At 66.2% G+C, this 12489-nt stretch carries 10 protein-coding genes; 2 read left to right on the forward strand and 8 right to left on the reverse strand.

The annotated features are described in order from the left end of the window. Positions 1-23: 23 nt before the first annotated feature. Positions 24-1481 (reverse strand): choice-of-anchor Q domain-containing protein, encoded by a 1458-nt coding sequence (locus tag BM125_RS05780; RefSeq protein ID WP_092405811.1) that lies wholly within the window; start codon positions 1479-1481, stop codon positions 24-26. 104 nt (positions 1482-1585) lie between these two features. Between BM125_RS05780 and BM125_RS05785 the strand changes: the two genes are divergently transcribed. Both BM125_RS05785 and BM125_RS05790 read left to right on the forward strand, forming a co-directional pair. After that, positions 1586-2281 carry an ECF-type sigma factor gene (locus tag BM125_RS05785; RefSeq protein WP_217647812.1) on the forward strand — a complete coding sequence of 232 codons (696 nt, stop codon included), beginning with the start codon at positions 1586-1588 and terminating at the stop codon, positions 2279-2281. After that, positions 2274-4655: a serine/threonine-protein kinase gene (locus BM125_RS05790; RefSeq protein WP_175497930.1), complete on the forward strand. Its 2382-nt coding sequence runs from the start codon at positions 2274-2276 to the stop codon at positions 4653-4655. The genes BM125_RS05785 and BM125_RS05790 overlap by 8 nt, the downstream gene beginning before the upstream one ends. Before the next feature lie 223 nt (positions 4656-4878). Here the strand turns inward: BM125_RS05790 and BM125_RS05795 are convergent, their stop codons facing one another. From BM125_RS05795 to BM125_RS05830, 7 genes are all read right to left on the reverse strand, one after another. Continuing rightward, positions 4879-5673 carry a hypothetical protein gene (locus BM125_RS05795; RefSeq protein ID WP_139224875.1) on the reverse strand — a complete coding sequence of 265 codons (795 nt, stop codon included), beginning with the start codon at positions 5671-5673 and terminating at the stop codon, positions 4879-4881. A 3-nt stretch (positions 5674-5676) separates the two neighbouring features. After that, positions 5677-6861, reverse strand: coding sequence for a vWA domain-containing protein (locus BM125_RS05805; RefSeq protein ID WP_217647813.1), 1185 nt, complete (start codon positions 6859-6861; stop codon positions 5677-5679). A gap of 18 nt (positions 6862-6879) precedes the next feature. Continuing rightward, positions 6880-7692, reverse strand: coding sequence for a cyanophycinase (locus BM125_RS05810; RefSeq protein WP_175497931.1), 813 nt, complete (start codon positions 7690-7692; stop codon positions 6880-6882). Between the two features lie 229 nt (positions 7693-7921). Next, the gene (locus BM125_RS05815; RefSeq protein WP_092405821.1) at positions 7922-8818 is read right to left on the reverse strand and encodes a hydroxymethylglutaryl-CoA lyase; all 897 of its coding nucleotides are present in this window, start codon (positions 8816-8818) and stop codon (positions 7922-7924) included. Beyond that, positions 8815-9471 (reverse strand): hypothetical protein, encoded by a 657-nt coding sequence (locus tag BM125_RS05820; protein ID WP_092405823.1) that lies wholly within the window; start codon positions 9469-9471, stop codon positions 8815-8817. Before BM125_RS05820 ends, BM125_RS05815 begins: the two co-directional genes overlap by 4 nt. Beyond that, positions 9468-11495: an acetyl/propionyl/methylcrotonyl-CoA carboxylase subunit alpha gene (locus tag BM125_RS05825; protein WP_092405825.1), complete on the reverse strand. Its 2028-nt coding sequence runs from the start codon at positions 11493-11495 to the stop codon at positions 9468-9470. Before BM125_RS05825 ends, BM125_RS05820 begins: the two co-directional genes overlap by 4 nt. Before the next feature lie 183 nt (positions 11496-11678). Next, positions 11679-12473: an enoyl-CoA hydratase-related protein gene (locus BM125_RS05830; protein ID WP_092405827.1), complete on the reverse strand. Its 795-nt coding sequence runs from the start codon at positions 12471-12473 to the stop codon at positions 11679-11681. Between the last annotated feature and the right edge of the window lie 16 nt (positions 12474-12489).

Consider the following 12489-nt stretch of genomic DNA (forward strand, 5'->3'; position numbering starts at 1 on the left):
AGTGAGCGCGACTGCACGGCTGCTTAATCGAAGCCGTTGGCGAAGATCCGCACCGGTGCCTCGTAAGCGCCCACGTCGCAGAGTGCGATGCCATCGCCGTCGCCATCCTGCGGGCGTGGCATGCCACGGGCGTCGTTTGTGATGCACAGTTCCTGCCCCAGCGCGGGATCGATGGCGGGCGATCCATAGGCGGGAGCCAGCGTGGCAGGGAACGCCGAACGGTCCAGTGCCAGCGATCCGGTGGGACCGACGCTGCCGCCAGACGCGGAAAGCACGTCGCATGTGCTCTCGAACAGGTTGGCACTGGTCGGGCCGGTCAGGACGATGGATTCCAACGCACAACTCGTCCCCGAACCGGCGGCGGTGGGGCCGAACAGCGACCATGCCCACTCCGTCACCTCCACGCCGCTCAGCGCCAGATTCGCGCCGATGGCGGCCTGGTTGCCCGTGAAGCTCAGGTGTCGGGCACCCAGTCCACCTGGCGCCAACGCGAACAGCGCACCTCCGGCGCCGTCGTTGGCGCGATTGCCGCTGAAGCTGACATTGAGCATGGCCAGGCGCCCGCCCTGGCTGACCAGCGCTCCGCCGCCGATGGTCTCGCCGGAAACGTTGTTGTCGATGAAGCCGACATTGGTGATGTCCAGCAAACACTCGCTTTCCAGGCATGCCACCACCGCCGCGCCGCCAGCCGAGAGTACGCCGTCGGCATCGGCATCAATCACGCGATTGGATTCAAACTCGACGTTTTTGAGCAACACCAGCGAGGTCGTGGCCGCATATGCGGCCCCGCCCAGTCCCTGCACGACACCGCCCACACGCTCCGCCACGTTGTCGGAAAAGCGCGTGGAGGTGATTTTGACGCGCTGGCCATTGAGCGCGACCGCGCCGCCGAACATGTCCCTCCGGTTGCTGTTGCCGACGACGCCGATACTGTTGCCTTCGAAAATGCTGTTGTCGATGAACGTGGTGCTGCCGGCGCTGAACCAGGCGATCGCACCGCCGTACGCATTGCCCTGGTTGGCGACGGCCTTGCAGCCTTCGAAACGCGATTCGTACACGAGGAGATCGGTGCCGGTGGCAGGGGAGGAATACCACAGGCATCCGCCCACTCCCGTCGTTGTGCGCCCGCGCTGGAAGGTGAGGCCGCGCAAGGTGATTTCGCGCGTACCAGCTGCCACCGTGAGGATACGCACGGCGTTGCGTCCATCCAGCACCGGCGCACGGCCATTGCCTTCGATCTTCAGGATGTCGTTCGACCACGTTGGCAACGTGGTCTGCAGTTCGATGACGCCGCCAACAGGGAACGGCGCATTGAACTGGATGAGGCGGGGATACGTGGTATCCGTGCCCGCATCGATCAGCGCCTGCCGCAGCGAACCCGCGCCGCTGTCGGCGGTACTGGTGACGCTGAAGGTGGCCGCGTGCGAGAGCAGGGGCAGCGTGAAGGCGAGGACGACGGGCCATGGGCAGAAGCGACGCATGTACACACTCCGGAAATTCGACGACGAGACGGAAAAAACAGGAAACAGCGCCGAAACCGGACAGGGCGCGGACTTCGTCACGGCTGCGAAGTTGCGAGCCCGGCGTGGAAGCTGCCCGGGAGCCTGGGCGGCAAGAAGCCGACCCGGCTGCAAGCACGCCAGGCGAATCCGCGATTGCGCCTCGTCACGTGCGGAATGACGCCACAAAACCCCCTACACTCCCGCGCATGACCTCCCATGACGCAACGCCCGCTGCCGCTCGTCCTGCGCTCGAAGATCCCGGTCTGCGTGCGCTGATGGATCTGTTTTATGGAGATCTGCGCCGCATTGCGCGCCGCGAGCGGTTCCGCGCCGGGGCAGGTGCCACGCTGTGCACCACGGCGCTGGTCAACGAAGCCTGGCTGAAGCTTCAACGCACTCCCGCCTGGCAGGATCAGCGGCATTTCCTGGCGACCGCCGCCCTGGCGATACGGCAGGTACTGGTGAGCGACGCGCAGGCGCGCTTTTCCTTCAAGCGCGGCCAGGGTGAAAGCCCGATGAGCCTCGGCGAGGAAGGCATGCAGGTTCCGGATGCCGCGGATGAACAGATCGTGCAGGTCAATGATGCACTGGAACGACTTGCCGCCTTGAGTCCGCGCCTGGCGCAGGTGGTGGAGTGTCGCTTCTTCGCCGGCTACAGCGAATCCGAAACCGCGCAGGCGATGGGGCTCACCGATCGCACCGTGCGTCGCGACTGGGTGAAGGCGCGGGCTTGGCTGTTTCGCGAATTGGGCGAGGGCGCAGCCGATGGGCATGTCTGAATCGGCACGCTTCGCCCGCGTCGAAGCCTTGCTCGATGCGGCGCTCGAACAACCCGAAGGCGAACGTGAATCCTTCCTCCATCTGCAGGAATCCGATGCGGCGATTCGCACCGAAGTGCTGGAACTGCTGCGCGCCGTGTCTGCGTCCGAAGGCTTCCTCGAAGCATCCGCCGTGCCAGGAGGCGAACACGAAGGTTGTCGCGTGGGCGCATGGAAGCTGGTTCGCCGCATCGGGCGCGGTGGCATGGGCGAGGTCTGGCTGGGCGAACGCGATGATGGCCGCTTCGAGCAACAGGTGGCAGTAAAGCTGCTGCGCCACGGCGTTGAGGATGCGCCGCGGTTCCTGCGCGAGGCACGCCTGCTGGCGCGGCTGCAACATCCCGACATCGCGCGCCTGATTGATGCAGGCAGCCTGCCCGATGGCGCGCCGTACATGGTGATGGAACTCGTCGAAGGCGTGCCCGTGTCGCGCCATTGCCGCGAGCGCGGGCTGGAACTTCCCGCCCGGTTGGCGCTGTTCGCGCAAATCTGCGAAACGGTGGCGTTCGCGCACCGGCATCTCATCGTCCATCGCGATTTGAAGCCGGACAATATCCTGGTGCGTGCCGATGGCCAGCCCATGCTGCTGGATTTCGGCATCGCGCGTCCGATCGACGCGGCCCACGGCGATACCCGCGACTTGCGCCTCACGCCGCAGTATGCCGCGCCCGAACAGCTTTCCGGTGGCGAACAAAGCACTCTCACCGACGTGTACGCGCTGGGCGTCCTGCTGCATGAACTGCTCATCGATCGTTCGCCCTGGGGCGAGCTGGCCGGCGCGGGCGTGCTGGCGCTGCTGCAACGCGCACAGGCCGGACCGCCGCCGTCGCCAAGTTCGCAAGCGGCATCGAAGACCGCGGCAAGAAAGTTGCGCGGCGATCTGGATGCCATCGTCCACAAGGCGCTGCGGCCCGAACCTGCGGCGCGCTACGAATCCGCCGAGGCCTTGGCGCAGGACGTGCGCCGACATCTTGAGCACGCGCCAGTCGCCGCACGCGGTGGCGCGTTCGGCTATCGTGCGCGGCGCTTCCTGCGGCGCTACTGGCTGGCCGCAAGCGTGCTGCTGTTCGTCTTCGTCGGCCTCGTCGGCGCGCTCGCCGCGATCTCGATGGCGCGCCAGGAAGCACTGCGCGAACGCGATATTGCGCAGGTGGAGGCTCGTCGCAGCAAGGCCGTGCGCGATTACCTGGCTCACATGTTCCGCGACGCCGGGCAGCACGCCCGCGACGGCGAACCGCTAACCGCCAAGCAGGTGCTCGACCAGGCCGCCGCGCGCGTGCAGGACAGTTTTGCCGACGACCCGGCCACCGACGCGCAAGTCCTCAAAGCCCTTGGCGAGCTGCATTTCTATCTGGGTGATTACTCTGCCGCCGAGCCGCTGCTGCGACACTGGCTGGCCTTTGATGCCGTCATTGCCGATCCCGTCGCTGGTGCCGACGTGCGTTTCACGCTTGCCGAAACCGTACATCGCATGGGCAATCCAGACGAGGCTCGTGCGTTGCTCGAACAAGCGCAAGCATTCTGGAACACCGATCCCGAACGCCACGCCGACGTGCTGCTGACCTCGCGTGCCCTGCAGGCCCGCTTGCAGCGCGAGGCAGGCGATACGGCGGCGGCCCTTGAAACACTGGAGGCTGCGTTTGCACAACGCGTACAACACTCCGGTCGCGAACATTTCGAAACCGCCACACTTGCCACCAACATCGGCGCAGCATACGTGCAGGCCGGGCGCATCGATGAAGGCATTGCCGCATCACAGGAAGCAATGGCGCTGTGGCGCGCGTTGAAACTGGGATCCGGCAACGATGCCCTGAACACGCTCAACAACCTCGCCGCCGCGCAGTTCCGCAAGGGTGATCTGGCCGCCGCGCAAAGCGCCTTTGCCGAGGCCCTGGCCCTGCGTCGGCAATTGTTCGGCCCTTCTGCTGCGACGGCGGCATTGATCGGCAACTACGCCCGTACACTGCAAGGCCTGAAACGCTACGGCGATGCGCTGGAATATGCCGGCGAAGCGGAGGCCATGGCGCAACGGCACGCAGGTTCCGCCAGCCCGCTCACCCAGGCTGCACGCATCACCCGAGCCGAATTGCTGCTCGTCCTGCAACGCCACGAGGATGTGGGCGAGCCGCTTGCCGCCTTCATGGCCGAAGACACCAGCGCCTTGCCTGCCTCGCTGCAGCTGCGTGCCGCCTTGGCGCGTACCGAAAACCATCGTCATCGCGGCGAAGCCGATGCGGCGCGGCAGGCGCTGGCGCAGGCCGACGCCCTGTTCGCCACGCTCGGTGCCGAAGCCGAACCTTTCCGTGCCAATCTGGAAGCGCTGCGCGCACCCTGATCCTGACGACACCCTCGGCGGTGGTTGACGAACGGATGGCGTGGCCTGTTCCTGCCTGCAGCGGCGGACATCGATCACGCCTGGCGCTTCGACGTGCCGGATGCCGTGATCGAGAAGAGTGAAATTCGGGTCGAACAGCCGACCTGCCACGCCAGCGCCACTCCGATGACGACCCGCGAACCGCACGGAGGATCGCCAGGGTGGGGATCCTGGCGATTCGCACTCAGCCCCCGATCTTCGGCATCTCCTTCAGCGGCAGCGCAGCAAAATCGAAGCGGCCTTCGATCTGTGGCAGTGTCGTTCCCTTGAGCTTCTTCGCCAATTTCGATGCGGGAACGTTGGTTGCACTGAAGCTGCCTGAAATCGCATAGCTGCCGTCCGAATTCTTCTCGAAGCGCTCGATTGCGACTTCTGGCTGCGCATCCTTCTCGGTTTCGTGGAATTCGAACATCGCGCGCGCGTCAGGCCGATAACTCAGGCTGGCACGGGAAAGTTTCAGGTTCTTGTCGTCGAAGCTCAGTGCGATTTCCAGCTTGCCGCCGTCGGCTGCCTTGCCGCTTAGCGAAACCTGCAGCGACGAGATGATTGCCAGATTGCGCACATCCGAATCGTGGAAGACCTTGCCCGCCATGCCGCCCACGAAATCGCGCACGTCACCTGCGTCGATTCGCGTGCCGGTGCCCAGCTTGTCGAGCTTGCGGTTGGCGTCGTCGAGGGCCTTGCGGCCCGCGCCGGTGTCGAGCCTGGCGTCCATCTGTTTGCCGATGTCATCGGCGACCTTCGTCGCGAGTGAACGGAAGGATTGCATGCCGCGCCCGACGTCAGCCTCGATGGTGCCCTGAACGGTCTGTCCCGGCTGCAATGGCGCATCAGCTGGCGGCGATTTCGTGGCAGCGGCATCGATGACATCGCGCAATCCATCGGCAGGCGCTGCGGTGGTGGATGGGGCTTCCGGGTTGCCGCAAGCGGCCAGGGCGGCGGCGATCGCAAGAAAAAGGACAAATAGACTATTACGCATGGCTCACTCCGTGGGGGATTCGTCGGGGGGCGATTTCACGTCCGGCTTGATGGTGGCGTCCGGGACCTCGCCTTGCTCCGCGCCGCCTTCACTGGAATCCTCCTGCTCCATGATCGCGCTGCAGCCCATGTCGAAAGAACCGAACGGCCGGGCGTAATCGCTGGGCATGCTTGGAAACTGCGAGCCGTCGGGGATGCTGTAGTTTTCGCCATCGTAGCCAGGCTCGGTGAACACAAGGATGCCGCAGCCCGCCTTGCATGCGAGCGATTTGATGCCATTTCGCCACGCTTCCGGTACTTCGCGCACCCTGCTGTCCGCAGAGCCGCCCATCTGCATGCGGTTGCCGGTGTAGTTTTCCTGGTCATAGGCAACGCAGCCGTCGTTGAAATGGATTTCGGCGGTTTTCCCGGGTTCGACCACAGGCGTGGGTTCCTCCGTGATGGTTTGCAAGGCGCGATTGAGCTCGCCCGCGGCCCGTGCGGCCAGGTAGCGCCCGCCAGTGCTGCTGGCCAGGCATTGCAGCTGCTGCTGCGCCTGGCTGCCGGTTTCGATGTCGAAGCCGATCACATGTGCTGTGAAGTCGATGCCCAGCCCTTCCAGTTCCGCGCCCAGCGCACAGGGATCGGCCAGGCAGGTTTCATCGCCGTCACTGACCAGGATCACGGTGGCCTTGTGCTCGGTGAAACGCAGCTGTTCGGCGGCGCGGCGTACGGCGGCGGAAATCGGCGTCATGCCTTTCGGATTCAGTGCGCCAACCTGCCGGTGGATCGCGGCAGGGTCGAACCCGGTCGGCTCGATCAGAAGCTCGATGTCCTCGCAATCTCCCTTGCGTCTGTGGCCGTAGGCCATCAGGCCCAGATTGCCGTCGTTCCAGCCCTCCAGCATCGCATCCACGGCCTCGCGTGCGATCGCGATCTTTGGCTGGCCGTCGATCTGGCCCCACATCGAACCGGACGCATCGAGCACGAGGATGGATCGAGACTCGGCAGGGGCTTGCGCGCTGGCGGGTGCACAGGCCAACGCGCAGGCGGCCTGCAGGCACAGCGCTGACAAGAGGGCAGGTCGCATCGGGAAGTCTCCAGAAAGCCGCGAACGCGCGGCAGGCTTCCGGAGAAACAGGAAAGTGCGGGAAAAGCGGACATTGCCTGTCGCTGTGGAATCGCGCAGCGCATCCGCCGCCAGTCTCATGATCGAGTGAGCGATGTCTCAATCGATCGCGCGGCGGAAATCGAGGTCGTAACGGGCGCCGCCGGTCAGCGAGTGCAGGCGCATGTTGGTGATGCGGATCGGTGCGCCGGGTTCCAGTTCGGCGGCATTGGAATCGGCCATCTCGCTCGGATCGATCATGGTGACGCCGCCGCTGCCGATCACTTCCATGACGTTGTCGGGGCCGATGATGGCCACGGTCGAGGCATCGATGCCGACGCCGAGGGCGAACGGATTCAGCGCCAGCGCGGCGAGCAGGCGGCCAAGACGGTCGCTGGCGTGGCCACCCTGGTCGATCAGCACGCGATTGGTCAGGCCCAGGCCCGGCGCCAGCGAGGCGCTGCCGACCCGCGGCGTCGGACCCTGGGTACCGGACGCGAGCATATGTTCGCAAAGCACGGCCGCGCCGGCCCCGATCCCGCAGACCGGCATGCTGGCCGCATTGCGCTTGCGCAACAGCCGGGCCAGCGTGGTGCCGCCGATCAGGGTGCTCAGCCTGAGCGGTTGCTCGGCGTAGAGGATCACCATATCGGCCTGTTCGACCAGATCGAGCAGCTGGCGCTGTTCGGCGCTGGCGCGCGAGGTCAGGGCATGGCGATGCAACTGCGAACTGCCGGCTGCGGTCAGCATGGCCTCGAGTTCGATATCGTCGTCGTCGGACTGGTCCGGCGCCGAGACCAGGACCAGGCGCGGCGAGTCGCCGACCATGCCTATGATTCGCGCCAGCAATTGCGGCGTGCGCTGGTTCGACGGCAGTTCGCCACAGGCGATGATCGAGCCACGGTTGCGTTCGGGGGCGAGTTTGGCGGGCACGCGGTCGCTTCCGGAAGGGGAACCCGATACTACACCGCGGGTCCGGTCATGTATCGGGATCGAGTCCGGCAGCGATTCCGGGCAATGCGGGTAAGAGCATCGCGCGTGAACGCGCTCCTACGGAGGGCGGCGATTGTGTGACGCGGGCTTCGTGGGCGGGCGATGGGTGGGGCGGGGCTTGAGGGTAGGCGGAGAAGCGACCTTGATGGCGCCCGTCGGGATACTCGTTTCACTGGCTCGCGCGCGCGACCTTGCTCGAGGTTTCGCGGCCGAGCTGCTGCGAAAGCCAGAGCCCGGTCTCGATCAGCCTGTCGAGATCGATGCCGGTGGCGATGCCCATGCCTTCGAGCATGTAGACCACGTCCTCGCTGGCCACGTTGCCGGTGGCACCCTTGGCATAGGGGCAGCCGCCGGTACCCGACACGGCGCTGTCGACCACGGCGACGCCTTCCTCGAGGCAGGCCAGCACATTGGCCAGGGCCTGACCTCGGGTGTCGTGGAAATGCACGGCCAGGGCCTGCATCGGCACTTCGGCCGCAACGGCAAGCAGCATCTCGCGCGCCTTTTTCGGGGTGCCGATGCCGATCGTGTCGCCGAGCGAGATTTCGTAGCAGCCCGCGGCATGCATGCGACGGGCCACGCGAACGACGTCGGCCAGTGGTACCTCGCCCTGGTAGGGGCAGCCGAGCACGGTCGAGACATAGCCGCGCACCCTGACCCCGTCGGCGCGGGCGCGCTCGAGGACCGGGCCGAAGCGTTCGATCGATTCGTCGATCGAGGCATTGATGTTCTTGCGATTGAAGGCTTCCGAGGCTGCGCTGAATACCGCGACTTCGGAGGCGCCGACGGCGCGCGCCCGCTCGTAGCCCTGCTCGTTGGGCACCAGCACCGGGTAGCTGATGCCGGGCTGCCGGCGGATCGCGGCGAAAACCTCGGCGGCGTCGGCCAGCTGCGGCACCCATTTCGGGCTGACGAAGCTGGTCGCCTCGATCGTGCGCAGGCCGGTCTGCGAGAGACGGTCGATCAGCTCGACCTTGGTCGCCGCCGGAATGATCGTCTTTTCGTTCTGCAGGCCATCACGCGGCCCGACCTCGACGATGCGAACGCTGGCCGGCGGGGCGCTCACGACTTGCCGGCCTCGCGCCTGGCCGTGCGCTTGCGTTCGTAGTCCTCGAGGCTGAGCGGAACCTTCCTGACCTCGGCACCGGGTTTGGCTTCGAACAGGTCGTACTTGCGCAGGATCTCGAGGATGCGCGCGCGGTCGCCCTGGACGAACACGTGCAGGTCGTTCTTGCGGCTGTCGATCGTGCCTTCGAGATCCTTGTCGAGAATGCGATGGGCGGCACGCGTGGAGTCGACGCCGAAGATCTTCATGCGCTCGCCCTTCAATTCGTAGCGGGCCAGGTAGAAGGATTTTTCGGGAACCGGATCGACGCCATACACGGGATCGACCTTGACCACCCCCGAGAGCTGGTCGTCGGCGACGACCAGGTAGTGCTTGCCGCGGTCATGGACAAAGTTCAGTGGCACGTGGATCAGTTTCGGCGGACCGTCCTTCTCGGGACGCTCGATCATCTGGAACTGGCACTCGGAATCGACCAGGAAGGCCAGTTCATCGGGTTCGTCCTTTGACGCGTTCCCCGAGGCATCGACCCAGAGGCCCTTCCAGCCGGCATCGCAGGCCTCGATCCTGTCGCCCGGCGGCGATTCGAAGCGGGTCTCGGTGCAAGCGCCAAGGGTCAGCAGCAGGCACGCTCCCAGGGTGAGGCGCAGTTTCATTCGGTTGCCTCCAGTCGGACCAGCACCGCATCGGCTTCGACGAAATCGCCGTCTGCCGCCTGCACCGCCTCGATCGTGCCGACGCGCGGCGCTTTCAAGGTCAGTTCCATCTTCATCGCCTCCATGACCAGCAGTTCCTGACCTTCCGTGACGGCCTCCCCGACCGTCACCTTGACCACGACGACCCGTCCCGGCATCGGAGCCGCCACGCGGTCGCTGTCGACACCGCCGGCAGAGGCGAACGCGAATGCCGGTGCATGCTCGAAACTCTGGCGGAGTTCTCCATCGTGCACGGTGATCCGGTTGCCGTCGACGAATACCCGGTGGCGGCGGGACACGCCGTCATAACGGGCGCTGAGCCATCCCTCGCTGACGCTTGCTCCGACCACTTCGATCGCATCGGGCCCGCTGCCGAGCCGATAGTTGCCGCCGGCACCATGCGCCGACACCTCGACGCGCTCGTTGCCATGCAGCAGCGCGATGATGCGCTTGCCCGGATGGCCGAGCCGCCAGCCGTCGGCGCGCCGCCACGGCGAATGCGGATCGCCACTGGCGTGCGCCCAGGCCAGCGCTGCAGCTTCTTCGTCGAGCAGCGAAACGACTGCCGCCGCATGCAACAGCGATCTCTGTTCGGACGACGACCGGGTAGCGGCATCGTCCCCATCGATGAACTCATCGAGGTGGCGGTCGAGGTAGCCGGTGTCAATCGTTCCGTCGACGACGGCGGGGTGGCGGGCCAGCCGTTCGAGGAAGGCCACATTCGACTTCGGGCCGACCACGCCGACCTCGACCAGGGCTTCGCGCAGGCGCTGCAGGCAGGCCCGGCGGTCGATGTCCCAGACGATCATCTTGGCGATCATCGGGTCGTAGAAGACGCTGACGTTGTCACCCTCGACGACGCCGGAATCGATGCGCACGTGCCTGGACGGCTGCGGCAGGCGCAAGGTCTGCAGGGTACCCGAGCCGGGCAGGAAGCCCTGGTCCGGATCCTCGGCATAAAGGCGCACCTCGATCGCGTGGCCGTTGGCCGGGATCGACTTGTTGCGGATCAGCGAGCCGGGCAGGGCCTCGCCGGCGGCCACGCGCAGCTGCAATTCGACGAGGTCGAGGCCGAGCACCATTTCGGTCACCGGATGCTCGACCTGCAGGCGCGTGTTGATTTCCATGAAATAGAAATCGCCCTGCTGGCCGACGATGAATTCGACCGTGCCGGCGTTCGTGTAGTCGAGGGCGCGTGCGGCGCCGATCGCCGCTTCGCCCATGCGCGTGCGCAGCTCGGGGGTCAGGAACGGCGAGGGCGTTTCCTCGAGCACCTTCTGGTAGCGGCGTTGCGCCGAGCACTCGCGCTCGTTGAGATGGACGATGTTGCCGTGGCAGTCACCGAAGACCTGGAACTCGATATGACGCGGCTTTTCGACGTAGCGTTCGAGCAGCACGCGATCACGACCGAACGCGTTCTTCGCTTCGCGCTGGCATGACGCCAGGTTGGCGGCGAACTCATCGGCGCTGCGCACGATGCGCATGCCCTTGCCGCCGCCGCCGTAGGCCGCCTTGATCATCAGCGGAAAGCCGATGCGCCGCGCTTCGCGGGCGAGCAGGCCGGGATCCTGATCGTCGCCGGTATAGCCCGGCACGACCGGCACCCCATGCGAGGCCATCAGATCCTTGGCCCCGGCCTTGGAGCCCATCTTGCGCATCGAGGTACCGGATGGTCCGATGAAGACGAGCCCCGCCTCCACGACCGCATCGGCGAAATCGGCATTCTCGGAGAGGAATCCGTAACAGGGGTGGATCGCTTGCGCCCCGGCCTTCAGGGCCACCTCGATGACCGCGTCGCCGCGCAGGTAGGACTCGGCCGGGCGTGGGCCGCCGATCGGAAATGCGATATCGGCCTGGCGCACATGCTGCGCGCCGGCGTCGGCCTCGGAGTACACCGCGACGGTCCGGATGCCGAGACGGCGACAGGTGCGGATCACGCGGCAGGCGATTTCACCGCGGTTGGCGATCAGGATCGTGTTGAACATGTCGGAGTCATTGGCTGGAGTAGGGTTTGCGTGGCCGGCTCTGGATCGGATCAGGCCCGTCCGCGCGGCGCACTGCCGGCTTCAGGTCTGCGCCCGATCCGTGGGCGGCCAGCCCATGGTAATGCGGATGGCGCGCCGGCCGCTGCAGCGCGCCGGAATCACAGCCGGGACGACGCGCCATGCTCAGCGCTCCGCGGCCCAGCGCGGTGCGCGCTTGTCGAGAAAGGCGCCCAGGCCCTCCTGGCCTTCGGCGGACACGCGCAGGCGGGCAATCAGTGCGGCGTTTTCGGCGTCGACGGCTTCGGCGCGGTCGGGTGCCATGCCGGCCATGCGCAGGGCCAGCTGCTTGGCCTCGGCCTGGGCCAACGGTCCGCACTTGCGCAGGAAATGCAGGCTGCGATCGACCGCCGCGTCGAGCTCGCCGGCGGCGACCCGCTGATGCAGCAAACCGATGCGCAGCGCCTCATCGGCGTCGAATATCTCCGCACTGACGAACAACCGGCGTGCCTGGCGCACGCCGATGGCGGCAACGACATAGGGCGAAATGACCGCAGGAACGAGGCCGAGCTTGGCTTCGCTGAGCGAGAACTTCGCGCCCTCGACACCGATCGCGATATCGCAGCAGGCAATCAGGCCGACGCCGCCGCCGTAGGCCGATCCGTTGACCCGGGCCAGGGTTGGCTTGGGCAGGAAATTGAGGGTGTGCATCAGGCGCGCGAGACGCAACGAGTCCTCGCGGTTTTCGGCTTCGCTGGCGGACGCCATGGCGCGCATCCAGTTGAGATCCGCGCCGGCCGAAAAGGTGCTGCCGTCGCCGGTCAGCACGACCGCGCGGATTGCATCGTCGGCCGCGGCGGCGTCGAGGGCGGTGGTCAGTTCGCTGATCAGCCGGTCATCGAAGGCGTTGTGCACCGGGGCGCGGTCGAGGCGGATCTCGCAGGTGCCGTCCTGCACGGAAATGCGGATCGAATCGCTCATGCCAGGGTTCCAGGTG

The sequence above is a fragment of the Dokdonella immobilis genome, from assembly GCF_900115085.1.
GTDB lineage: Bacteria > Pseudomonadota > Gammaproteobacteria > Xanthomonadales > Rhodanobacteraceae > Dokdonella > Dokdonella immobilis.

What these genes read in the sequence shown, in the direction of transcription:
- BM125_RS05825 (WP_092405825.1), bottom strand. Translation starts at nt 11,495, where the DNA reads ATGTTCAACACGATCCTGATCGCCAACCGCGGTGAAATCGCCTGCCGC.
- BM125_RS05790 (WP_175497930.1), top strand. Translation starts at nt 2,274, where the DNA reads ATGTCTGAATCGGCACGCTTCGCCCGCGTCGAAGCCTTGCTCGATGCG.
- BM125_RS05780 (WP_092405811.1), bottom strand. Translation starts at nt 1,481, where the DNA reads ATGCGTCGCTTCTGCCCATGGCCCGTCGTCCTCGCCTTCACGCTGCCC.
- BM125_RS05830 (WP_092405827.1), bottom strand. Translation starts at nt 12,473, where the DNA reads ATGAGCGATTCGATCCGCATTTCCGTGCAGGACGGCACCTGCGAGATC.
- BM125_RS05795 (WP_139224875.1), bottom strand. Translation starts at nt 5,673, where the DNA reads ATGCGTAATAGTCTATTTGTCCTTTTTCTTGCGATCGCCGCCGCCCTG.
- BM125_RS05820 (WP_092405823.1), bottom strand. Translation starts at nt 9,471, where the DNA reads ATGAAACTGCGCCTCACCCTGGGAGCGTGCCTGCTGCTGACCCTTGGC.
- BM125_RS05805 (WP_217647813.1), bottom strand. Translation starts at nt 6,861, where the DNA reads ATGAGACTGGCGGCGGATGCGCTGCGCGATTCCACAGCGACAGGCAAT.